The following is a 24607-nucleotide window of genomic DNA, read 5'->3' as shown; positions in this document are numbered from 1 at the left end:
TGTGTAAGCGTTTACTTTTGATAAAAGACACGGCATTTCACCGTGTCTCTTTGTCTATTTCACCAATTTCTTCATCTCATCAATACGCACTACAGTCGCATCGTATTTAGCTTTGTAGTCTTCTTGTTTGGCGCGTTCTTTTTGGACGACTTCTGGTTTGGCATTGGCTACGAAGCGCTCGTTAGAGAGTTTCTTACCAACCATGTCAAGTTCTTTTTGCCATTTAGCCAATTCTTTTTCAAGACGAGCCAACTCTTCTTCGACATTGAGAAGGTCTGCGAGTGGCAAGTAAATTTCTGCGCCTGTGATGATGCTTGACATAACCAAGTCAGGTACTTCGACATCTGCTGCAATTTCCAAGTGTTCTGGATTTGTGAAGCGTTTGATGTAATTGATGTTGTCATTAAAGAAGGCCTCGAGCTTGCTGTCGCTAGTCTTAATCAAGATGGTGATCGGCTTGCTTGGCGCTACGTTAACTTCTGCACGTGAGTTACGAACTGATCGAATCACGTCTTTAAGGGCCTCAACGCCAGCTGCCGCTTCTTCATTTTCAAATTCTGGACGAACCACTGGGTATTCAGCTGTGACGATAGAGCCTTCTGAGATTTGACCAAAGATTTCCTCTGTCACGAATGGCATGATTGGGTGAAGGAGACGCAAGATTTGGTCCAAAGTGTAAAGTAGGACAGAACGAGTGATGACTTTCTCGTCCTCGTTATCGCTGTAAAGCACTTCCTTAGTCAACTCAACATACCAGTCCGCAAACTCATCCCAGATAAAGTTGTAAAGGATGTGTCCAGCCACTCCGAATTCAAACTTGTCAAAGTTTTCAGTAACTTTTCCGATAGTTTCGTTGAGATTGTGGAGAATCCAACGGTCTGTGACATTACCTGCTTGACCAGCAGCCACTTTAGCTACATTTTCACGCGCCGCATCCAAGGTCAACCCTTCATTGTTCATAAGGATGTAACGAGAGATGTTCCAAATCTTGTTAATGAAGTTCCAAGAAGCATCCATTTTCTCGTAGGAGAAGCGCACGTCTTGACCTGGTGCAGAACCGTTTGAAAGGAACCAACGAAGGGCATCAGCACCGTATTTTTCGATAACATCCATTGGGTCAATGCCGTTACCAAGGGACTTAGACATCTTACGTCCTTGCTCGTCACGGATAAGACCGTGGATAAGGACATTCTTAAATGGTTGGCGACCAGTGAATTCCAATGATTGAAAGATCATACGAGACACCCAGAAGAAGATGATGTCATAACCAGTGACAAGTGTTGAGGTTGGGAAGTAACGTTTGAAGTCTTCTGAGTCAACATCAGGCCAGCCCATAGTTGAGAATGGCCAGAGGGCAGAACTGAACCAAGTATCCAAGACATCTTCGTCTTGTTTCCAGCCGTCACCTTCTGGTGCTTCTTCGCCAACGTACATTTCACCTTTAGCATTATACCAAGCAGGGATTTGGTGACCCCACCAAAGCTGACGAGAGATAACCCAGTCGTGGACATTTTCCATCCATTGAAGGAAGGTATCATTGAAACGAGGTGGATAGAAATCAACCTTATCGTCTGTGTCTTGGTTAGCGATGGCATTTTTAGCCAGTTGGTCCATCTTAACGAACCATTGTGTAGACAAGCGTGGTTCAACAGGCACACCTGTACGTTCTGAGTGACCAACTGAGTGAGTCATCTTTTCGATTTCGACAAGGGCACCTATTTCTTCCAACTTCTTAACAACGGCCTTACGTGCTTCAAAGCGGTCCATACCGTTGAATTCGCCAGCCAATTCATTCATGGTACCATCATCATTCATGACATTGACTTGTGGCAAGTTATGGCGTTGACCAACTAAGAAGTCGTTAGGGTCATGAGCAGGAGTGATTTTAACCACACCAGTACCAAATTCTGGGTCTGCGTGTTCATCGCCAACGATTGGGATTGGCTTGTTCAAGATTGGCAAGATAACATTTTTACCAATCAAGTCTTTATAACGATCATCATTTGGGTTAACGGCTACGGCAGTATCCCCAAACATGGTTTCAGGACGAGTTGTTGCCACTTCCAGGGCACGTGAACCGTCTTCTAACATGTAGTTCATGTGGTAGAAAGCACCTTCCACATCCTTGTGAATGACTTCAATATCAGAAAGGGCTGTGCGGGCTTTTGGATCCCAGTTGATGATAAACTCACCACGGTAAATCCAACCTTTTTTGTAAAGCTCTACAAAGACCTTGCGAACAGCTTTTGACAACCCCTCGTCAAGGGTGAAACGCTCACGAGAGTAGTCTACAGAGAGCCCCATCTTACCCCATTGTTCCTTGATAGTTACCGCATACTCGTCTTTCCATTCCCAGACTTTATCAAGGAATTTCTCACGACCAAGGTCATATCGAGAAATGTCACTTTCGGCCAAACGAGCTTCAACCTTAGCTTGAGTGGCAATTCCAGCGTGGTCCATACCTGGAAGCCAAAGCGTATCAAAACCTTGCATACGTTTTTGACGGGTAATGATATCCTGCAAAGTTGTATCCCAAGCGTGACCCAAGTGAAGTTTTCCGGTTACGTTTGGCGGTGGAATGACAATGGAATAAGGCTTAGCCTTTTTATCGCCTGAAGGCTTGAAAACATCTTCATCGAGCCATTTTTGGTAACGACCAGCCTCAACCTCAGCTGGATTGTATTTAGGTGAAAGTTCTTTAGACATGTGCGTGTCCTTTCTAGTTATTTCTATTTTTAATGTTGATCTTTGACTTCCCATTCACTCTTCAGCAATCCATATATCAGATTGTCATAACGGTTGCCTTGGGCATCTTTGCGATCCCTTATGCAAGCTTCAAGGGTGAAACCAAGCTTCTCTGCGATTCGTTGACTTTGAAGGTTATAGCCAAAGCAAGTTAGTTCAATCTTGTGAAGCCCCAATTCTTTAAAAGCCAGATCAATCAAGGCTTGCGCTGCTTCTGGTACATAACCTCGGCCCCAATAGTCTGGGTGCAAGGTATAGCCAATCTCAAGTACATCATCTTCGTGGCGATGGTTGAAATCAACAGAGCCGACGATGTTATCGGTTCCTTTGACCACGATGCCGTAACCATCTGGGAGATTATCCTTTTGATTGCGCTTTGGAAGGATATGTTCTAGGTAATAAATCTCATCTTTCAAGGTCTTAACGGGCGGAAAGCCCGCTGGACAAGAGACCTCTGGGAGACTAGCGTAGGCATAGATATCCTCCGCATCCGCGACTGTACGGACTCGCAGGATCAGACGCTCCGTCTCGATTCGTTCAGGTAACTCAGTTCTTGTCATTCTTCTTCCTCGCTTTCTTGATAAAGCTTCCCATAGGGTCGACTCGGTCATCTAGATAACGGTAAAAACGCTGATGGCCGTCCCCATAAAAGTAAGTTGGGGCAAAGCAGTCATTTTTAAAATGGCCCCTGCCATCTAGCAAATCAGAATCTGCAAGGCGATCTAAAATCTTAGCAAAGATATGGCAGGTACCATCTTCCTCAATAATTCTGTCAACCTTACAATCTAGAACGACTGGGCAGGCATCCAAGATAGGTGCTTGTGTCAGTTTAGAAGGTCGGAAATCTAAGCGGAGTTCAGCAATCTTTTCACGGTGACTAATAAATCCAGCCTGCTCCATCTGAAGCATGAAACTTTCAGGAATATTCACAGTGAACTTCTGATAATGTTTAATCTGGTCTGCTGCATTTTCCTCGCTACCTACCCCGAAGACAAGCCAATCCCCTAAACTGCAGGAAGAACTACAGGTCGTTACATTATAACCATAGGTCTGATCCTGATAACCCAAGATAAAAATAGGAAAATCATAATACAATTTACTAGTCTCAAAAGATTGTTTCATGTCACCCTCCTTTGCTAGCAATGTTGACCTCGCTTTCGCTCCGTCTGCACCAATATCTTTAAATTCACCTGCGACCTTCGGTCTTGGTTCTTTTAAAGCTATAAAAAATCCCTGCCATAAACATGACAGGGACGAATATGTATCCGCGGTACCACCCAGTTTTGAGTGGCAACCACTCACAGCTTTCTTTATTCAATTTGACCATCAGCAACCAGCTTTGACATTTGTGCGGATTTCTCAGTACCACCGCTTCCTGTGACAAATGGGCTTCAAAGCACCTCTGAATGGTCTTATTCTATCACATTTTTAATCTCAAGACAAATGAAATTGTGGGGACCTGAATTTGCAAATAAGTTAGACTACCGATTTCACCTTAAAAGATGAACCCATGTCCTCATTATATTATATTCTCATTAGAAAAATCCTGTCTGTCGATAAGGATCTCATCTTACTTTTCTTCCTTAGTTCTTTCTTCTTTGAGCCATTTTTCATAGCTTTCAAGCAGATTTATAGCCATTTGGGTTGCCAAGGCAACTGAGAAGGCTTCCGTACCTTCAGTTGTTTCATTTTGGACTTCCAACTTACTTTCATCGTAAATGTCTTTGAGAGCCTTATTACTAAGCGTATCTTTAAATGCTTGGAATTCTTTCATGGTCAAATCCTCCTTGATTCTATGGCACCCTCTAAAATTGCTGTTATCGTTTTCACTTTAAGTTTACAACATTTCAGAGAAATTGCAAGGCTTCTCCTTAATAAATAAGGAGAACTTTCCCACTATCTATGGATCTATTGCGCAGCTGCAGTAGCTCCTGTGAGATACTCTGTCGTATAGACTACAATAGCTCCTGAATCAGCATTTACCGCGTATTTATAACGTAGTCCACTAGCAGCATAATCAAAACTGATATTGTAGACTTTACCGTCTCCTTTGGTCTTCAACTCAGTTTTCAAGTTTGTTACAGAACCTTCATCTAGGCCAGCATGATTAAGAGCTGTCGTTTGTGCAGTTTCTTTGGACACTGCCGTCTCGTCCTTACTTTCGCTAGATTGAGTCTCGTCTTTAGGCTCTCCACCTTTTTGAGCACCATCAACATCTTTAGACATTAGATGGTCACTCTTATGTTTCAAAATAGACCCTGACAGACCGTCAATCGTATACTCAAAATGATTGTCTGACGTTGTGAAACTAATCTCATAATTTCCATGAAATCCAGAACGTGATTTTGAGACTATTGATTGAGATATCTCAGAAGTTTTGACACCTGCATTTTTGTAAGCAATGTCTGCAGCATCTTGTTCTGACAAGCGATAACCTGAGCCGTTAAAAACAAACAAGGCTGCAGCGATGGCAACTGGAATAGCGAGCAGAAGCAGATACCTCACTAGCTTTTTCATTTTTCGCATAAAATTCTCCTCTATTTTAATCTAATACTACTATTATATCTTAAAGTTCTAAAATTGTCAGATAAACTTGGCTCATTTTTAGATCGGCATTATAAAAAGTTCCCGATAGCTATCAGGAACTTCTACGAAATGTTACTATTTGGCCAGTTACAAAGACTAGTATAGCCATCCAGATAAAGAAGAAGCCTTTCAACTCTCCAAAGCTGACCTTCTCACCAAAAATGAGGATGGCTACGAGAAGTTGAATCGTAGGACTAAGATACTGGATGAAACCAATAAGGTTAAGCGGTGCCCTTTTGACTGCCTCTGAGAAGCAAAGCAATGGAACGGCCGTCACCACACCGGATATGGCTAGGAGAAACATTTCCATGCTCGAATAGGAAGAAAATGATTCTGGAGAAAAGAAAACGAGATAGATAGCTACAAAAGGTAGTAGCAAGCCACTTTCTACTAGCATGGCTACGTCACTGGAAATCCTAACCCCTTTTTTGATTAGACTATAGAAACCAAAGCTCAGAGCTAACCCCAATGAAACCATGGGAAGTTTTCCTGTATTGGCAATAAGAACCAATACTCCTATAAAGGCCAATACTACTGCTGCCCACATGGTCCTACTCAATGATTCACGAAGAAAAATGAGGGCAAACAGGATAGAAACAATAGGCAAAATGTAATAGCCCAGGCTAGCCTGCGTCGCTTGACCATGACCCACAGCATAGATATAAATCAACCAGTTAGCTGCTATGAAAAAACTAGCAAGTAGCATACGAAGCAAGGCTTTCTTATCTTGCCAAAGTTCTACAAGTTCCTTTTTGAAACGTGTATTTTGCTTAGCGACTAGGGCGTAAGTCAGCATAGTCACCACTGTAAAAACAATCCGCCACGAGAAGGTGTTGTAAGCCGAAACACCTGCTAAAAGCTTCCAAAAAAGGGATAGAAATCCCCATTGAATATAGGTGGCTAGACCAAAGAGTAGCCCTTGATTTTTTCTAGTCAACGACAACACCTCCTTTATCCACAGATAGGATGAGGGTTTCACCATCTAAACCAAGACCATCGATAGCCGTTTTTAGAGCCTCAGCTTGATCATTTGGTGTCAAGGTCATAACTGTTGGGCCAGCGCCTGAAAGATAGGTCGCATAAGCACCGTATTGACCTGACAATTCCTTAATAGTTGCAAATTCTTTAACCAATTTTTGGCGGTAGCGCTCGTGGAACATGTCTCCTTGGATGGCACGTCCCGCTTTAACCAAATCCCCTGCAAAAAGGGCCGCAATGGCAACGTTGGCAATAGATGATGCAGCCACAGCATCTTTGTAAGACAAATCACTTGGAAGAACGCCACGTGAATCAGACGTCTTAAGTTCATAGCTCGGAATAAAGGCGACAAAGGCACACTCTGGAAACTCTGTAACGATGCTATTAACATGTTCATTCACATAAGAGGCTACAACGAGATTTCCAAAGATAGCTGGGGCAACATTGTCTGGGTGACCTTCAATCTTGGTTGCAATATCAAGTTTATCGTCATCTGAGAGCTTCAGATCTGCCAATTGATTGGCTAACTCAATCCCTGCGACAATAACTGAGCTAGAAGAACCTAGCCCACGCGCCAAGGGAATATCTGAGGCCATCACCAATTTATGGGGCTGCAAATCAGACTTAACTTGCAAGGCAGTTGAAATGAGGAGGTTATTTTCATCTGAAGGAATATCTCCCAAATCATGTTCAATAAACCATACATCTGCTGGTTCAAGCACCTCAATTGTCAAATATTTAGAGACGGCAACACCCACAGAATCAAAACCTGGACCAATATTGGCAGATGTTGCTGGAACAGTAATTTTCATAATAACACACCAAAAGGAGGAAAGCTATTAGCGACTTTTCTCCTTGAATACCTTTCTTATACGCACCAGTATGGGCTTATCAATTAGTTAGACAAAACTTTCAATGTATTGACAACTGTGAAATCTTCTGCTGCTTCAAGTTTTTCAGTAACAGCTTTGAGTTGTGTCTTAGACATAGCATGTGTAATCACAACGATACGAGCTGTTGTGCCATTTGCTTTTTGTTGCAAGACTTGTTCAAATGAAATATCTTCTGAGTTGAAGATTTCAGACAAGTGAAGGATTTTACCTTTTTCATCTGGCGTATCAAGGGCAAAGTAGTAATTGCTCTTAACGTCCGCTGGATTAGCTAATGGCAAGTCACGATGGAACTCATTAAATGGTTTACCCACATTGCCATCTGAAAGACGACGAGCAATACGGATAATGTCTGCCAAAACAGATGTTGCTGTTGGTTTTTGACCAGCACCTGGACCGTAATACATAGATTCACCGATACCGATAGATTCAACAAAGACTGCATTCATAACATCGTTGACGCTAGCAAGTGGGTGATTTTTTGGCAAGAATGTTGGTGATACTTCTGCTGAAATACCTGATTCCACTTCACGCACATCACCAACCAATTTGATAACATAACCCAATTCTTGAGCAACAGCCACATCGTCTGTAGAGATGTTCGTAATGCCTTTGTGAGATACGTCGTCAAAATCAATTGTAGCACCAAAACCAAATTGGCTAAGGATAACAGCTTTATAAGCGGCGTCATACCCTTCAACGTCGTTGGTTGGATCACTTTCAGCATAACCAAGTTCTTGAGCAGTCTTGAGGGCGTCCTCATATGACCAACCTTCATCAACCATCTTAGTCATCATAAAGTTAGATGTACCGTTAAGCACACCAAGGATACGAGTCACCTTGTCAGATGTCAAAGAGTTAGCCAAAGTACGCAAAATTGGAATACCACCGGCAACAGCAGCTTCATAGTAGAAAGCCACACCCTTATCTTCAGCAAGAGCAATTAACTCTTTTCCATGAGTAGCAATCAAGTCCTTATTGGCAGAGACAACGTTTTTACCTGCTTCAAGCGCTTTTGTGATGAAGGTACGAGCTGGCTCGATACGTCCTATCAATTCTACAACGATTTGAATCTCTTCATCGTTAAGGATTTCGTCAACATTTGTGACAAAATTGTAGTCGTTTCCGGCAGCGATAAGACGATCTTTTTCCTCGTCATCTTTAACCAAAACTTTGGCAATTTCAAGTTGGTCACGTGAAGCTGCAAAAACCTTTTCACCATTTTCCTTCAAGAGAAAAGGAATACCGCTAGCTACTGTACCAAAGCCAAGCAATCCAATTTTAATAGACATTTATGATCTCTCCTTAAAAACATACATTTTTTTAATTGTACCATATTTCTATCGTAATTGACAGAATATTTCTGCCATTTAAGGAGACAAGTATTCTTTTTTACTGAAAATTCTGTGCATTTTCACCCTATTTTTGTTAGAATAATAGCTTGACCTATTTGAAAGGGGATACAATGACTTCTCAAAAGAAAAAAACAAGTCAAGTTAAAAGAAAAAAATTGAAACTACTTCTGCTTGTCCTAAACCTCGTCCTTCTTGGTCTATTGGCCGTTTTTATGCTAAACCGACCAAATCAGTCGACAAACAACCAACAACAGAATCAGACCAGTCAATCTAAGAGTACAGCTAAGTGGAAAACCTATGATGATCCTGTTCAAATCCCTATCCTCATGTACCATGCTGTTCACGTTATGGATCCATCTGAGGCCTCTAACGCTAACCTCATTGTTGCTCCGGACAATTTTGAAGCGCAAATTAAGGCCATGGTAGATGCTGGATACTACTTTCTAACGCCTGAAGAAGCCTACAAAGCCTTCTCTGAAAATGCCCTACCTGCTAATAAGGTTGTCTGGCTGACCTTTGACGATGGTAACGAAGACTTCTATACAATTGCCTACCCAATTCTCAAAAAATACAAGGCGAAGGCAACCAATAATATAATCACTGGCTTTGTCAAGAAAGGGAACGTTGGAAATCTGACCGTTAAACAGATGAAAGAAATGATGGCACACGGCATGAGCTTCCAATCTCATACGGTCAACCACCCTGATTTGTCTGTCACTGACAAGGCGACGCAAAAGGATGAATTAACGAATTCTATTGACTTTCTTGAAGACAAACTCAACACCAAGGTCAACACCATTGCTTATCCATCAGGTCGCTACAATCAAACAACACTGGACCTAGCTAAGAAAACTTACAAGTTAGGCCTGACAACTAACGAAGGATTAGCGAGTGCCAATGATGGCCTTCTCTCACTTAATCGTGTCCGTATTCTGCCGACAACAACAGCTAAAGGACTTCTAAGCAAGATTACTACTGACAATAAGTAAAAGAAATCACTTGACTGTAAATCAAGTGATTTCTTCTTGTCTAGTCAAATATTTCTGATAGGATAGCCACACCTTTTTCGATTCCAGCATCACTTAGAGTGATTGGAGGCAGAAGACGGATAACATTTGTCCCTGCAGTTAAGACAATTAATCCCTTATCTCTAGCAGCTTGTACCAGTTCACTTAGATTTCCAGTAGTCTCAATTCCAATCATGTAGCCCAATCCACGCACAGTGGTCACTGTCTCTTTATCAGACAAGACCTCTTGCAATTTAACTTGTAGCTTGTTCCCATTTTCAAGGGCAGTATCCAGAAAACCTGGAGTCAACATGACTTCAAGCGTAGCCTTGGCCGCTGCCATAGATAGTTTATTGCCACCAAAAGTAGAGCCGTGACTTCCATAAGAGAAAGCCCCTCCAAGAGATGACTTAGCAAGCATGGCACCAACTGGTACACCATTTGCCAAACCTTTGGCCAGGGTAAAGATGTCTGGCTCAATATCGTAATGTTCATAAGCAAAGAGCTTGCCAGTACGACCAATACCAGTCTGAACTTCGTCTACGATGAGATAAATACCAGTTTCCTGACAGTAATCAGACAAAGCCTTGACAAAGGCCTTGTCCGCTGGTTGAACACCTGATTCTCCTTGAACCAACTCAAGCATAATGGCCGACGTTTCTTTATTGGCTAGAGCCTTAACACTGTCCATGTCGTTAAAAATGGCATAGCTAAAGTGGGGCACGCCTTCACCAAAACCTTGTTTTATTTTATCCTGACCAGTGGCAGACATGGATCCGAAGGTTCGACCGTGGAAGGAATTTTGGAAGGTAATGATTTCTTGTTTACCCGATGCCTTACGGGCGATTTTTATGGCTGCCTCATTGGCTTCTGCACCACTGTTACAGAAAAAGGCCAGATAGTCCTTGTCACCAGTTAAAAGACCGGCAACATCTTCTTGCAACTGATTGTAATAAAGGTTAGGCTGGTGCAAAATCTTGCCTACCTGATCTGTTAGAGCTTGATTGACACGGGGATGATAGCCAAGATTAGTCACCCCGATACCAGATGAAAAATCCAAATAGGTCTTGCCAGTGGTATCTGTCAAATAATTGCCTTGAGCCGAAGCAAAATCAATCGCTGCCCGTTTATAATTTGAAAATAATTTTGTCATCGTTTACTCCTTGATTATTGTACCATCTGTAAGGTTATCACCAATAATGACCTGATCAACACCAGATTCAACCGTCTGAACAGCGCTTTGAATTTTAGGAATCATGCCTCCAGTAATCACACCTGAATCTACTTTTTTCTGAACATCTACAATATTCAAATGATTCAAAACCTGCCCATTCTCTAAAACACCCTTGACATCTGTCATGAGAATAAGCTTTTTGGCTCCTAGACTAATAGCCACCGCTCTTGCAAGGTAATCGGCGTTGATATTCAGCAAATCACCCTGCTCACTGTAACCTAAGCTAGGAATCAATGGTATCTTGCCTTGAGATAGAAGTGCCACTAGGGTCTGATTAGTAATAGACTTGACCTCTCCCACGTAACCATAGATCTCTTGATCTAAAAAATCAGCATGAACAAGATCTGGCAGCTCATCTACAACCTGATAGATTGGAAAACCCGCTTGTGTCAACTGACCCGCCAAGTTTTTCCCAACTATGTCAACCAAGGCTTCTTTAATTAAGACCATATCTGACTGACTCGTCACACGTAGACTATTGACCTTGTGAATTGTGATGTCATGTTCCTCCATGAGTTGATTGATAGCAAAGCCACCCCCATGGACGATGATTATTTTTTGACCAGCCTGCTGCCATTCTGACAGTTTAGCCAGTATCTCAGGAGTTAGCTGTTTACTGGCTACTCCACCAATCTTAATTACAATATATTCGGTAGTCATTAGTTAACTCCTTTGTCATAAATAGTCTAGGTGTGGTAGAGAGCGTTAATTTTAACGTAATCGTAAGAGAGGTCACAACCCCATGCCGTCCCTTTTTCTTGGCCCGAATGAAGGTCTACTGTTATGGTCACTTCATCCCCGTGCATGATGTCTTTCATTTCTTCATCATCAAAGGTCACAGGACTAGAGGCTAGCATGACTGGCAGACCGCCAAGCATGATATCAACATTGTCCACAGGCACATCCACACCGGCATAGCCAACAGCAGCTAAAATACGCCCCCAGTTAGGATCTTCACCAAAGATGGCTGTTTTGACCAGACTTGAACCGACTACAGATTTTGCCATCATACGGGCATCAAGGGCATTAGGAGCATTGACCACATCAACCTGGATGAGCTTATTGGCGCCTTCACCATCCTTGGCAATCTTCTTAGCCAGTTCTTGCATCACGAAATTAAGCATTTTCGAAAATTTATCGAACTCTGGTGTATCTGGCAGAATCTCATCATTGAGCGCGCAACCATTGGACATGACAAGAACCATATCATTGGTCGAAGTATCCCCATCAACCGTAATCTGATTAAAGGTCTTTTCAACATTTTGGCTCAAGGCCAATTGAAGAGTATCGCTAGAAATATTAGCATCACAAGTAATAAACCCAAGCATTGTCGCCATATTAGGGTGAATCATACCTGAGCCCTTAGCAACACCAGCCATAGTGACTACATCACGTCCAAAAGTCTCCGTCACAGCAATAGTCTTAGTCGCTGTATCTGTCGTCAAAATCGCCTTGGCAAAATCATTCGCGTTTCCATTTACCACCAACTTGGAAAGACCATTTTTCAAGGTATCCATTGGTAGCAACTCACCGATAATCCCTGTAGAAGCCACACCAATCATATCAGGTTCAACACCTAGCTTTTCAGCTGTCCACTCCTGCATGGTGTATGCATCTTCTAAGCCTTGGGTCCCTGTACAAGAATTGGCTACACCTGAGTTAACGACAATAGCCCTCATTTTACCAGCTTTTTTCACCGAGGTCTTGGTTACAATCAGAGGAGCTGCAATAACCTTGTTGGTCGTGTAAACACCTGCAACACTAGCTGGCTTTTCAGAGACAATCCAACCAAAATCCATCTTTCTCTTTTTAAATCCTGCATGTAGCCCATCTGCTGAGAATCCTAGCGGGCTAGCAATTGTTCCATCTATGACTTTCATATTTTTTCTCCTAACTCTATGCTTACATCTACAAGTATGACGGTTTCATATGTAAACCTTCCGTCTCATCCCACCCCTGCATGAGGTTGAGATTTTGCACTGCCTGTCCAGATGCTCCTTTTAGCAGATTATCAATGACTGAAATAACTGTCATAACATTGGTTTTCTCATTATAGGCAAAGCCGATGTCTGTAAAATTCGATCCAATGACATTATGTAGTTCTGGTAAGTTTTCTTGTACACGTACAAAAGGTTTATCATCATAGGCTTTTGCAAAGGCTGAAGCGATATCAGAGACAGCTACGTCCTTCTTCAATTTGCAATAAACTGTAGCCATGATTCCACGATTAACCGGTAAAAGCGACGTTGAAAACTGAATCTCCGGCATATCAGCATCAAAAGCCTGCAAAGTTTGTACAATCTCTGGAATATGCTGATGATGATTGAGCTTATAAGTCATGTAATTATCGTGAACATTAACAAAATGACTAGACTCACTCAAAGCTTTACCCGCACCAGTTAAACCAGACTTGGCATCTACAATGATACTATCAGTCTCAATAAGACCGGCTGCCACCAAAGGAATCATGGCTAACTCTGTCGCTGTCGCATAGCATCCAGGATTGGCAATAAATTTCTTACCCTTAACATCTGTATATTCTGACAATGCATATGTAAATTTATTCAAAATCATTTTCTTGGCAGGTGATTTTTTATACCATTCTTGATAAACATCTGCTGGCAAGCGATGATCACCAGACAAATCAATAATAGGAAAATCAGCCTGAACAAATTCCTCTGCTAGCGAACTAGCAACTCCAGAAGGTGTAGCAAAGAAGACTAAGTCTGCCTTTTCTATAATCTCTTGCGCATCAAAATATTCTATTTTTAAATCACAAACACCTGCCAAATAGGGGTACACATCAGACAATCGTCGGCCCACTTCCTTGGTTGCGTGAATAGAAACAAGTTCTACTTTTTTATGATTATTCAAAATTTTAACTAACTCTAAACCACTATAACCAGTGATACCAACGATTGAAACTTTCATTTACGCACTCCTTTTTGAATAAATATGTGATTAGTTTATTGAATTTTTATTCATTTGTCAAGAGGGAAATGCAAAAACATGAAAAAACAAGCAGTATTTTTTAGCTGCTTGTTTTCATAATTGCTATCTAGTTATTAAATAAATGCAGGTCAGCAATACGATTGACAGCTTCGACCAGACGCTCCGGCTCTACCAAAAGCCCGATACGAACATAAGCATCACCTGCTGGTCCAAACCCTTTTCCTGGTGCCACAGCAACATGGGCCTTCTCAAGCAAAAGATCTGCAAAACTTTCACTGGTATAGCCCTTAGGTACAGGCATCCAAGCATAAAAGGAACCTCTGGATGGAAAGGCTTGCCAGCCAATATTAGCAGCTACCTGAACAAAAGCATCTCGACGGCTATCATAAACCGCATTTAGTTGGGCCACTGCTTCTTCAGATTTAGGATCTAAGAGGGCTGCAATCCCAGCTTCCTGCAAAGCGGGAAAAATCCCCACAAAAAGATGGTCTTGAATCAGATTCAAGGCTTCAATCATTTCAGCATTTCCACCCGCAAATGCCAAACGCCAACCTGCCATATTAAAGGTTTTTGAGAAAGTATAAAACTCAATGCCTACATCCTTGGCACCAGGAGTTGCCAAAAAACTAGGATTCTCATAACCCTGATAGCCCAAAGCCCCGTAAGCCAGATCACTCACCACCCCTACCTCGTAGGTCTTAGCCCAGGCAACCAATTTTTCATAAAAAGCCTTTGTCGCTACAGCCCCCGTAGGATTATTAGGGTAATTGATATAGATAAACTTAGCACGGCGAGCTGTCCCCTCAGGAATAGCTTCCAAATCTGGCAAAAAATCATTTTCAGCCGTCAAAGGAAAAGTTTCATAGGCTACACGACCCAGACTCACTCCCGACAAGTAATCAGGATAACCTGGATCAGGTAAGAGCAGGAGCTCACCAGGATTCATCAAAGCTAGAGGCAATTCCACAAGACCAATCTTAGCCCCACCCATGACACAAATTTCACGCTCCGAATCCAAATCAACCCCATAATGGTTCTTGTAAAAACTAGCAGCTGCTTCCTTAAAAGGACGATTGCCACGAAACTGCGAATACTTGTGACTGGCAGGATTTTTCGCTGAGACACGCAAGGCCTCAACAATATGGTCATAGGTCGGTTGGTCGGGATTTCCCTGACCAAGATTGATAATATTTGCTCCTTCTGCCACCTTGGCATTCACCTTAGCAACCAACCCTGCAAAAAACTGTTCTGGCAATTCTTTCAATAAATCCGATTCTTCAAATAACATAAAATCTCCCTAATAATACAAGTCCGTGCGACGGTCCTCAAAAACGGGAATTTGACCTCGCACTCGGTCCACCTCTTCAAGATTAATCTCAGCCGTAAAAATGCCCTCCTCATATTCCTTAGCCTGCAAGACTACATTTCCTAGTGGATCTATAATCATAGAATGCCCTGAAAAGACATCATCTGGATCTGGTCCTGCTCCGACACGGTTAACGGCTACCACAAAGGCTTGATTTTCAACCGCACGCGCCTTTAATAAAATCTCCCATTGCTGCACTCGAGGTTCTGGCCACTGCGCTACCACAAAAAGCACCTTGGCCCCTTGTGCCATCTGTGTTCGCACCCACTCAGGAAAACGAATATCATAACAAATGACACTTGCCGCTATCACACCATCAAGCTCAAAAATAGACTCCGCATCCCCAGCAGACATATACCGGTCCTCTGCCATAAGACCAAAGAGATGGACCTTACTGTAGATATTGATTAGGTTCCCAGACTTGTTGTAAACATAAGTCGTATTGTAGAATTTTCCGTCTCTCTCAATAGCAACAGACCCTCCAAGAATAGCAACAGCATGTTCTCTGGCAAACTGAGACAAGAATTCTTGAGATTCCAAACCTTCCTTATCTGCAAGCCCATCCAGTTCATCTAAAGCGTAGCCTGTATTCCACATTTCAGGAAGTACAATGACATCGGGATTAGCAACAAGTGCTCTTTCCAACATCTCTTTCACGTGCTTTTTATTTTCCACAGGCTGTCCGTGGGCAACATCCATCTGTACCAATGCAATTTTCATAGTAACCTCGATTCTATGTTAACCATTATAGCACTCCAAAAGACATCACAAAAATTGAAAAATTCAATCATCTGATAAAGAGAGGCTATCAAAAAAGGCTGGACACATTGTCTAACCAGACTTTTTATCTCATTAAGCAATATTGACGTAACGACGAGCACCACTCATTGTCATGTATGAGAGCCATGTGCGGCCATCGGCTGTCAAAACCTTATCATAGATGACATGGTCTCCCTTGCCAAAAACAAAAGTGGGTTTGAGGTCTTCTTTTGGTTCCTTCTTAATATCTGTATCGCGTGTAAAGTAGAAAGTTCCTGTCGCTGGGATGTTCAAAGCACCTGTTGTGGCCTAAGCGTCATTAGAAGGATTCCCATTCCCATTACCACTATTACCGTCACCACTACCAGCTTCCACCGGTTTCACTTGAGCATAATAACGCACACCAGAGTATGATTTGTAGCTAATCCATTGGTAGCCGTCAGCTGTCACGACTTGGTCGTAAAAGACGCTGTCCCCCTGGATTCACATAGAATTCAGCCTTGGCAGAAACCTTCGGTTGATTCTTTATTTCTGTACGCTCCTTGTAGACATAAGTTCCTTGGCTTAGAAGGCCGCTTGCTGTAGTTGTATCCGGTTGGCTCACCAAACTAGTATTGACAGCTGCTCTCGTTAAGGCAGATACATCAAAGTTAGTGACTGTTTCAGATGAAGTATTTGTACCACTTGCTGCTTCTGAGCTGGCAACTGTTGATTCAGATGTTTTATATGCTGCTTGTGAGATACTAGCACTCACTTCACTTGTAGCCTCGCTAGTAGCAGCTTCACTAGCGGTTTGGCTAGTTGTTGAGACTTGGCTTGCTTTATTACTTGACGCTACTCCATCTGTTGCTACGCCACTGAAAATATCAGTCGCTGTCATAGCATCACTATCTGAAGTCGCACGCAAAATGGTATCTGAGGTTGTTGCTACTTCGTGGTGTTCGTCAGCCAAAGCTTGGCTCGCAAAGACCAAACTAGCTCCTAAAAGAACTGACGCAGCCCCAAAAGAATATTTACGAATTGAAAAACGTTATTGTTCGTGTAAAAATTTTTCTCGTTTCATATCAATTATTCTCCCTATCAAATTGATGTTACAGGTTGATTGTAACGCTAGGTAACAAACATTACAAGTGTTTTACAAAATATTACTAAATATTTCTCACTTGCCCACTAGTATACCAATTTTTTTGACTTGTTCCCACTTTAATCATAAACTCATAAACTATCCGATTTTCGTCATAATCGACAAAAATGACCGACTTATATTTATATATTCGTTATTTTCTAAAAATCAAAAGTAAAAAGATTACTAAACAAATAGTAATCTTTTTCGTACTAGTTAAAGAGAGTGATGTTACAACTCTTAAGAAATATCCACCACATAGCGTCTTAAACGCTATAGGTTACTTAAGACAACCAGGTGTGGCCATCAGCTGTTAGGACCTTGTCATAGCGAACGGACATGACCTTATCATAGTAGGCTAACTCTGGGCTAGCAACACTTGGTTGAGCCTTAATAGAGCTAGGTTTTGTAAAGGTATAGGTTCCAGTTATCGCTAGGCTTGGGCTTGCTGATTGAGCAACTGCTGTTGCCTTACCATCAATAGCAATGTAACGGCGGTTACCTCCACGACTAACATAAGAGAGCCATGTATGACCATCTGCAGTCACCACTTTGTCATAGTTAACAGACATACCAGCATCATAGTAGGCCAACTCTGGGCTTACGACACTTGGTTCTGCTTTAATAATAGAACGTTCTTTGAAGGTATAAGTTCCTGAGTCAGGAAGGCTATGGCCAGTAGTTATATGAGTTTCTTCAACCTTGGCAGGAACTGTGTGAGTTGTGCCACCCACACCAACTAATTTACCATTAGTTTCAACAAAGTAAAGATGTACATTGTAGAGACCACGTTCATTCTTGTGGTCACTTAGACCGACATTAACCTTGTAGTTACGATTATTAAGACGAGTCGCATTGTACCAAATGATGTCATCTTGGCCATTCCTTTCAGACCAGATTGGAACAGACACTCCTACGACACCATTTTGATCTGATACATTACTGATAAGGTTCTGTTGCAAAGTTGACCAATAAATCTATTTTAGTATAAAATTCAGTAAAAAGACAGTGAGGACAGAGTAATGAACCACTTTAAAGGGAAACAATTTCAAAAAGATGTGATTATTGTCGCTGTGGGATATTATCTACGTTACAATCTGAGCTATCGTGAAGTTCAAGAACTACTGTATGACCGTGGTATCAATGTCTGTCACACTACGATTTATCGCTGGGTTCAAGAGTACAGTAAAGTCCTCTATCATCTTTGGAAGAAGAAAAATAGACAGTCCTTCTATTCGTGGAAAATGGATGAAACCTATATCAAAATTAAAGGACGTTGGCATTATCTCTATCGTGCAATTGATTCTGATGGATTAACTTTAGACATTTGGTTACGAAAGAAACGGGATACTCAGGCGGCTTATGCTTTCTTAAAACGGCTCCATAAACAATTTGGACAACCTAGAGTGATTGTAACCGATAAAGCACCATCGATTAGTTCTGCATTCAGAAAGCTACAGATTAACGGTTTATATACCAAGACAGAACATCGGACAGTGAAGTATCTCAATAATTTAATTGAGCAGGACCATCGTCCAATTAAGCGCCGTAATAAATTTTATCGAAGTTTACGAACTGCCTCAACCACGATTAAGGGCATGGAGACTATTCGAGGAATATACAAAAAGAACCGAAGAAACGGAACGCTCTTCGGATTTTCGGTGTCGACTGAAATTAAAGTTCTGATGGGGATCCCAGCATAGTCAAAATGTTAAACTAGGACTTCTATACTCTTTTGGGAAACTTTGCAACAGAACCACTGATAACCACGCTAAAGTCACCATTATCATGACTTTCAATAGCCATGTCGCCTCTTGGTTTAGCCAGAGACTCTACGACAACACCTAGGTCGACATAACGACGAGTACCATTGTATGACACATAAGAAATCCATTGGTGATTGTCTCTCTTCAAGATCTTGTCATAGATAACATGGTCGCCTGAACTAAAGACAAAAGTAGGTTTGATATCCAGGACTGGAGCTGTATGAATTTCAGTTGTACGACGGAAATAAAACGTACCGTTTGATGGGATATCAAGAGAAACATCACAGCAGTCACTAGACAATCTGCATCAGGATGACTAGCATTAGTTAAGACAGTCCGAAGACTAGTATCGACAGCTTCACGGTCAGTAGGTCTAGCTTCAGCAACTTCTGAAGTCGCTAAACGATCAATTTCACTTGTCACTTCTGAACTAGCCACTGATGTCGCTTCAGAACGTGGGCTAGCCACTTCTGATTTAGAAACAGAAGCAAACTTCACTGCTGGTAAGATTAGGTCTTGATGCTTCCGATTTTGACACAGGTTCATTGAGAACATCGGTAACAGCTTCCGAAGTTGCCTGCTCAAATTGTGGTGCTTCAGAATTATTTACAATAACTTCATAGTCCTTGCTGGAACTTACGCTATTGGCTTGTTCCTGATCCAAAACATGTCCACCGAGCATCAAACTTGCACCAATCAAGACTTGATGTAGCTCCAAAAGAATATTTACGTATTGACTAAAATTGACGTTCCTTAAAAACATATGCCTTTCTCTTTTTGATCACTCTCACCTTCTAGGCTGTTTGATAAAAAATAGGAACCGTTTTCACTATTTTATTATACTCCTTTGAAATTTGAAATATTTTTTACAATTATTTCAATATTATTACTAATTTTTTTAAGAAAAAAGATAGGATTTTCATCCTACCTTTTAAGTTTCTTTTATTGTATCACATCTTAAAACTGTTCTGCTACTGCTGAGAGAAGATCTTGGATCCTGCTAGCATCGCTACCACCGGCCATAGCCATATCTGGTTTACCACCACCACGACCTGATACGATTGGTGCAAGAACCTTGATAAGATTACCTGCGTGAACGTTTTCAGACTTACTTGCTACAAGGACATTAACTTTTTCGCTGATATGAGCCGCAAGGACAAGAACATCTGAGTAGTCTGCTTGCTTCCATTGATCAGCAAAAGTACGAAGGGCACCAGCATCAGAAACTTCTACTTGGCTAGCAATGTAACGAACACCGTTAGCTTCTTTAACATCTTGGAACACGTCACCAGCGGCCGCGGCAGCTGCTTTTTCTTTAAGAGTAGCATTTTCTTTTTGAAGGGCATGCAATTGCTCTTGAAGGCTAGCAACCTTGTTAGGCACTTCTTTCAATTGTGGAGCCTTAAGTGTTGCTGCAATTGATTTGAGGGCATCTTCTTCTTCACGATAAGCAAGGTAAGCTTCACGTGATGTAACAGCCAATATACGACGTGTTCCTGAACCGATACCTTCTTCTTTAACAATCTTGAACATACCGATTTCAGCTGTGTTGGCAACGTGAGTACCACCACAAAGCTCAACAGAGTAGTCACCGATTGAAACAACACGAACACGCTTACCATATTTTTCACCAAAGAGGGCCATAGCTCCCATTGACTTAGCAGTGTCAATATCTGTTTCAATAGTTGTTACTGGAGTTGCTTTCCAGATTTCTTCGTTGACCTGTTCTTCGATAGCACGTAATTCTTCTGGAGTTACCGCCTCAAAGTGAGTGAAGTCGAAACGCAAGAATTCTTGCTCGTTAAGAGAACCGGCTTGGACTGCATGATTACCAACGATGTTGTGAAGGGCAGCGTGCAAGAGGTGAGTTGCTGTGTGGTTTTTCATAACACGGTGACGACGTGAGTGGTCAATTTCAAGTTTGTAGTTAGCTCCGACAACAAGTTCACCTTCAACCTCAACAGTATGAAGAGCTTGTCCATTTGGTGCACGTTGAACATCAACAACACGCGCAACAGTAGTACCCGCTGCATCAGAGATAGTACCGTGGTCTGCTACTTGTCCACCCATTTCAGCGTAGAATGGTGTTTGTTCAAAGACAAGAAGAGCCTGGCCAGAATTTACACTATCATGACGAGCATCATCAGCAACTATTACGCTCAAACGACTTTCTGCAGTTTCCGCTTCATACAAGAACTCAGATGGTTCAGTGATGTTAGCAAGAGTTTCATTTTGCATACCCATAGACCCACCTTTAACCACGCTAGCACGCGCACGGTCTTGTTGTTCTTTCATGGCAGCTTTGAAACCTTCATGGTCAATCTTGAAGCCTTCGTCTTTAGCTAATTCTTCTGTCAATTCCACTGGGAATCCGTAAGTATCGTAAAGTTTAAAGATATCTTTACCTTCAAGCGTATCTTTACCAGATTTCTTAAGGTTAGCAAGAAGTTCATCAAGCATGCTTGAACCTGCATCGATAGTACGTGCAAAGGTTTCTTCTTCACGTTTAACAATTTTCTCGATAAAGTCTTTCTTCTCAAGAACTTCTGGGTAATAGCTTTCCATGATTTGACCAACAGTTGGGACAAGTTTATACAAGAAAGCATCAGAAATACCAAGACGACGACCGTGCATTACGGCACGACGGAGAAGACGACGAAGAACATAACCACGGCCTTCATTACCTGGAAGGGCACCATCACCGATAGCAAAGGCCAATGAACGTATGTGGTCTGCGATAACTTTGAAGCTCAATGTTTCACCATCTGGATCATAAGCTTTACCAGACATTTTTTCAATTTCACGAATAATAGGCATGAAAAGGTCTGTTTCAAAGTTTGTTTTAGCCCCTTGCATTACGGCTACAAGACGTTCAAGACCTGCACCCGTATCAATGTTTTTATTAGGAAGCTCTTTGTATTCTGAACGTGGAACAGCTGGATCTGCATTAAATTGTGACAAAACAATGTTCCAAATTTCAATGTAACGGTCGTTTTCAATATCCTCTTCAAGCAAGCGAATACCAATATTATCAGGGTCAAATTCTTCTCCACGATCAAAGAAGATCTCAGTGTCTGGTCCAGAAGGACCTGCACCGATTTCCCAGAAATTATCTTCGATTGGAATCAAGTGACTTGGCTCAACTCCACAAGCAATCCAACGGTTGTATGAATCTTTATCATCCGGGTAATAAGTCATGTAAAGTTTGTCTTTTGGAAGATCAAACCACTCTGGGCTTGTCAAAAGCTCATAACCCCACTCGATAGCCTCATCACGGAAGTAATCACCAACTGAGAAGTTACCAAGCATTTCAAACATTGTGTGGTGACGAGCTGTCTTACCAACGTTTTCGATATCATTGGTACGGATAGCCTTTTGTGAGTTGGTGATACGTGGATTTTCAGGAATCACAGAGCCATCAAAATATTTCTTCAGAGTGGCAACCCCTGAGTTAATCCAAAGAAGAGTTGGGTCGTTAACTGGAATCAAGTTAGCTGATGGTTCAACAGCATGACCTTTTGATTTCCAGAAATCAAGCCACATTTGGCGAATTTGTGCTGAAGTAAGTTGTTTCATTATTTCTCCTTAATTATTTCTTAATTTATACCATTTAGAAAATACTAAAAGAATAAAAGACAAAACCACTAAACGAAGGGCGACGTGAACCGCGGTACCACCTTCATTCAATGACCTTGTCATTCTTATTTTTCTTTAATTATAAACTTTGAGTAGCAAGTAATCTCATCCGTCCATGGCTCGCAGCGACCGCCACTTTTCTGTATCTGAATCAATGATTACCTTTCTCAAAGGGAAGACTCAGAGTTTCCTAACATTAAAACTCTTTGTTGCTTTCCATTTTAACGTGTTTTAGGTCTTAGGTCAAGTTGATAACAACATTATCAACTTGATCTTATGATTTATTTGCTAGAGCTTGATGTTGAACTTGATGAAGCTCCAGAACCAGTCACATACTGGTCAAGAATTCCACTAAAGGCTTTATCTACAACCTTAACATTGTATTTTTTAAGAACCTTGGCAATTACTGAGTTAGTGAAATTAGTATCAGCTTTCTTACCATTGATGATTATCTTAGTCAAATCATCTTTATAGTTTTTCCAATCTGCATTTTTCTCAGATTTTGAAACAGTTTTGACGACGTAGTAAGTTGCAGCACCAGTTGAGCTGTTTGAAACAGTTACTACATCAGAAACGGCATTAGCATCTTGCTTGAAGGCCGCTGTCAAAACATCTGTTGGAAAGTCTTGAGAAGCCGAGTTAACTGTCTTAGAAGTTACTTTCAAGTTGTTATCCTTAGCAACTTTCGAGAAGTCTGCTCCTTCTGCTTTAGCTTCAGAAGCTACTTTATCTGCCACGGCTTTATCAGTAGTTGAAACTACTTGCACCTCTGTATTTGGTATGTAATTATCATAAGCAGCCTTGTAATTTGCTTCCGTCAAATATTTTTGTGCAGCTTGGTTAACAGCGTACTCAACCAATTTCTGTGTACGGATTTGAGTACGGTATGACTCTTCTGTCTGACCATAGGCTGCAAGCACTTGTGAAAATTGGTCTCCGTATTGTTTTGAAGCTTGTTTATAGGCTTTATCAACATCTTCTTTGCTGACCTTGTTACCGTATTCTTTTTCAAGAACCTTTTGCAACGTTACACTCAAAACACTTTGTTGTGTTTGGTTGCTACCTTTAAGCAAATTAAAGACATCCCCAACAGTAACAGTATCACCTTTCATAGATACTAAGATTGTTTCTTCAGTCGTTTTGTTTCCTAGATAAACATACATAGCACCAGCACCAACAAGGGCTGAAACAGCTACAAGGGCAAGACCTCGGAGAAAGGGAGCACCTGATCTTGTTTTAACGGCATCACGAGTTTTCTTAGTTTTAACACGTTTAGCTTTTTCTTTCGCTTTTTCTCTGGCGAGGGCAATGCTTTCCTCTTCTTCTTTTTGACGATCAAGTTGCTCTTGTTCTGTATCTTTATCTGCTACAACCTCTTCAACAGTTTCTTCTGTTGACTCAAGGTTTTCATTTTCTTTAGCCATTTTATCTACTCCTTAAATTGTCAAAATCTCTATTATTATACCACACTTACTTAAATAATGCTTAATCTGGCAAAATAATATTTTCAGAATTTTTCCGAATCATAAGAAGTCCATCACTCATAGGTATCAAACTAGCAGTCAAATCAGGGTTATCTAAAGTCGCATCAAAAAGGCGATGCAAGCCACGATAGATAGTTCGCTGACCACGACGAACCTCCATGATGTCTTTGGCAATATCCCCACCTTGGAAAACATCATCAAAGACAATGACACCACCAACTGTAAGATGTTTTAAGATTTCAGGCAGAAAGACGATATATTTAGACTTGGCTGAGTCCATAAAGACAAAATCATAATTTGTGTCTAAGTCTTGCAATACCTCGGCAGCATCTCCTTCGACCAAGGTAATTTGTTTGCGACTGTCATACTTAGCTAGATTTTCCTTGGCAAAGCCAATCATTTCTTCATTACGATCAATTGTCGTAATCTGAGCATCAGGTGCATATTCAGCCATAAGAAGGGCTGAAAAACCAATAGCTGTTCCTACCTCAAGAATTTTCTTAGGCTGTAAGGTCTGCAACAAAAATCGGAAATATGCAACAACCTCGTGTTGGATAATCGGAATATTCTCCTTACGAGCAAAGACCTCCAGTTCAGCCAAGTGCCCTGTACTCTCCTTAAGATGCTTTCGCATGTAGTCCACGATATCCTTGTTTACTATAGGACGACGCATGTTGTGGTTTGCATTTTTACTATATGATTTAACCATGTGTATTATTATATAAA

At 41.5% G+C, this 24607-nt stretch carries 22 protein-coding genes and 2 pseudogenes; 2 read left to right on the top strand and 22 right to left on the bottom strand.

Annotation, left to right across the window (positions count from 1 at the left end):
* Positions 1 to 54: 54 nt before the first annotated feature.
* The 8 genes from NSQ85_RS08410 to NSQ85_RS08375 form a co-directional block, all read right to left on the bottom strand.
* The gene (locus NSQ85_RS08410) at positions 55 to 2706 is read right to left on the bottom strand and encodes a valine--tRNA ligase (protein ID WP_340781675.1); all 2652 of its coding nucleotides are present in this window, start codon (positions 2704 to 2706) and stop codon (positions 55 to 57) included.
* A gap of 29 nt (positions 2707 to 2735) precedes the next feature.
* Positions 2736 to 3305: a GNAT family N-acetyltransferase gene (locus tag NSQ85_RS08405; RefSeq protein WP_179974304.1), complete on the bottom strand. Its 570-nt coding sequence runs from the start codon at positions 3303 to 3305 to the stop codon at positions 2736 to 2738.
* Positions 3292 to 3867 carry a flavin reductase family protein gene (locus tag NSQ85_RS08400; RefSeq protein WP_179974303.1) on the bottom strand — a complete coding sequence of 192 codons (576 nt, stop codon included), beginning with the start codon at positions 3865 to 3867 and terminating at the stop codon, positions 3292 to 3294. The genes NSQ85_RS08405 and NSQ85_RS08400 overlap by 14 nt, the downstream gene beginning before the upstream one ends.
* A gap of 448 nt (positions 3868 to 4315) precedes the next feature.
* Entirely contained in the window at positions 4316 to 4519 is a 204-nt protein-coding gene (locus NSQ85_RS08395) for a hypothetical protein (RefSeq protein WP_179974302.1), read from the bottom strand.
* 134 nt (positions 4520 to 4653) lie between these two features.
* On the bottom strand, positions 4654 to 5271 hold the full coding sequence (locus tag NSQ85_RS08390) for a PepSY domain-containing protein (protein WP_340781672.1): 618 nt from the start codon (positions 5269 to 5271) through the stop codon (positions 4654 to 4656).
* A 112-nt stretch (positions 5272 to 5383) separates the two neighbouring features.
* On the bottom strand, positions 5384 to 6268 hold the full coding sequence (gene rarD, locus NSQ85_RS08385) for an EamA family transporter RarD (protein WP_179974300.1): 885 nt from the start codon (positions 6266 to 6268) through the stop codon (positions 5384 to 5386).
* A complete protein-coding gene (gene thrB / locus NSQ85_RS08380; protein ID WP_179974299.1) occupies positions 6261 to 7121 on the bottom strand; it encodes a homoserine kinase in 861 nt (286 codons plus the stop codon). The genes rarD and thrB overlap by 8 nt, the downstream gene beginning before the upstream one ends.
* An 83-nt stretch (positions 7122 to 7204) precedes the next feature.
* Entirely contained in the window at positions 7205 to 8491 is a 1287-nt protein-coding gene (locus tag NSQ85_RS08375) for a homoserine dehydrogenase (protein WP_179974298.1), read from the bottom strand.
* 173 nt (positions 8492 to 8664) lie between these two features.
* On the opposite strand from NSQ85_RS08375, the gene NSQ85_RS08370 reads away from it, so the two are divergent.
* On the top strand, positions 8665 to 9543 hold the full coding sequence (locus tag NSQ85_RS08370; RefSeq protein WP_179974297.1) for a polysaccharide deacetylase family protein: 879 nt from the start codon (positions 8665 to 8667) through the stop codon (positions 9541 to 9543).
* 40 nt (positions 9544 to 9583) lie between these two features.
* Here the strand turns inward: NSQ85_RS08370 and NSQ85_RS08365 are convergent, their stop codons facing one another.
* The 8 genes and pseudogenes from NSQ85_RS08365 to NSQ85_RS08320 form a co-directional block, all read right to left on the bottom strand.
* On the bottom strand, positions 9584 to 10714 hold the full coding sequence (locus NSQ85_RS08365) for an acetylornithine transaminase (RefSeq protein ID WP_023909447.1): 1131 nt from the start codon (positions 10712 to 10714) through the stop codon (positions 9584 to 9586).
* Positions 10715 to 10717: 3 nt separating this feature from the next.
* On the bottom strand, positions 10718 to 11455 hold the full coding sequence (gene argB, locus NSQ85_RS08360) for an acetylglutamate kinase (RefSeq protein ID WP_084828546.1): 738 nt from the start codon (positions 11453 to 11455) through the stop codon (positions 10718 to 10720).
* A gap of 26 nt (positions 11456 to 11481) precedes the next feature.
* Positions 11482 to 12675: a bifunctional glutamate N-acetyltransferase/amino-acid acetyltransferase ArgJ gene (gene argJ, locus NSQ85_RS08355; RefSeq protein WP_002949910.1), complete on the bottom strand. Its 1194-nt coding sequence runs from the start codon at positions 12673 to 12675 to the stop codon at positions 11482 to 11484.
* A 28-nt stretch (positions 12676 to 12703) separates the two neighbouring features.
* Positions 12704 to 13726, bottom strand: coding sequence for an N-acetyl-gamma-glutamyl-phosphate reductase (gene argC / locus NSQ85_RS08350; protein ID WP_014608051.1), 1023 nt, complete (start codon positions 13724 to 13726; stop codon positions 12704 to 12706).
* A gap of 127 nt (positions 13727 to 13853) precedes the next feature.
* On the bottom strand, positions 13854 to 15035 hold the full coding sequence (locus NSQ85_RS08345; RefSeq protein ID WP_014608050.1) for a pyridoxal phosphate-dependent aminotransferase: 1182 nt from the start codon (positions 15033 to 15035) through the stop codon (positions 13854 to 13856).
* A 9-nt stretch (positions 15036 to 15044) separates the two neighbouring features.
* Positions 15045 to 15833: a carbon-nitrogen family hydrolase gene (locus NSQ85_RS08340; protein ID WP_014608049.1), complete on the bottom strand. Its 789-nt coding sequence runs from the start codon at positions 15831 to 15833 to the stop codon at positions 15045 to 15047.
* Between the two features lie 132 nt (positions 15834 to 15965).
* Positions 15966 to 16893, bottom strand: a pseudogene (locus tag NSQ85_RS10750) (SH3 domain-containing protein).
* A 386-nt stretch (positions 16894 to 17279) separates the two neighbouring features.
* Positions 17280 to 17945, bottom strand: a pseudogene (locus tag NSQ85_RS08320) (SH3 domain-containing protein); the annotation flags it as partial.
* Between the two features lie 72 nt (positions 17946 to 18017).
* Here NSQ85_RS08320 and NSQ85_RS08315 point away from each other — a divergent pair.
* A complete protein-coding gene (locus NSQ85_RS08315) occupies positions 18018 to 18698 on the top strand; it encodes an IS6 family transposase (protein WP_014621307.1) in 681 nt (226 codons plus the stop codon).
* A 22-nt stretch (positions 18699 to 18720) separates the two neighbouring features.
* Here NSQ85_RS08315 and NSQ85_RS08310 read toward each other — a convergent pair whose 3' ends face one another.
* The 6 genes from NSQ85_RS08310 to NSQ85_RS08285 all read right to left on the bottom strand — a co-directional run bounded on the left by NSQ85_RS08310 (position 18721) and on the right by NSQ85_RS08285 (position 24590).
* The gene (locus NSQ85_RS08310) at positions 18721 to 18969 is read right to left on the bottom strand and encodes an SH3 domain-containing protein (RefSeq protein WP_232087381.1); all 249 of its coding nucleotides are present in this window, start codon (positions 18967 to 18969) and stop codon (positions 18721 to 18723) included.
* Positions 18906 to 19259: a hypothetical protein gene (locus NSQ85_RS08305; protein ID WP_232086302.1), complete on the bottom strand. Its 354-nt coding sequence runs from the start codon at positions 19257 to 19259 to the stop codon at positions 18906 to 18908. Before NSQ85_RS08305 ends, NSQ85_RS08310 begins: the two co-directional genes overlap by 64 nt.
* Complete coding sequence (locus tag NSQ85_RS08300) at positions 19237 to 19524, bottom strand: hypothetical protein (RefSeq protein WP_232086201.1); 288 nt, start codon at positions 19522 to 19524, stop codon at positions 19237 to 19239. The genes NSQ85_RS08305 and NSQ85_RS08300 overlap by 23 nt, the downstream gene beginning before the upstream one ends.
* 194 nt (positions 19525 to 19718) lie before the next feature.
* The gene (gene alaS, locus NSQ85_RS08295; RefSeq protein WP_340781664.1) at positions 19719 to 22337 is read right to left on the bottom strand and encodes an alanine--tRNA ligase; all 2619 of its coding nucleotides are present in this window, start codon (positions 22335 to 22337) and stop codon (positions 19719 to 19721) included.
* A gap of 341 nt (positions 22338 to 22678) precedes the next feature.
* Positions 22679 to 23821, bottom strand: coding sequence for a peptidyl-prolyl cis-trans isomerase (locus NSQ85_RS08290; protein WP_179974295.1), 1143 nt, complete (start codon positions 23819 to 23821; stop codon positions 22679 to 22681).
* A gap of 61 nt (positions 23822 to 23882) precedes the next feature.
* Entirely contained in the window at positions 23883 to 24590 is a 708-nt protein-coding gene (locus NSQ85_RS08285) for an O-methyltransferase (RefSeq protein WP_179974294.1), read from the bottom strand.
* Positions 24591 to 24607 lie beyond the last annotated feature (17 nt).

This window comes from Streptococcus sp. FSL L8-0526, assembly GCF_038007145.1.
GTDB lineage: Bacteria > Bacillota > Bacilli > Lactobacillales > Streptococcaceae > Streptococcus > Streptococcus thermophilus.
Note: the sequence above shows the minus strand (reverse complement) of the source record. Positions and strands in the feature narration are given on the sequence as shown.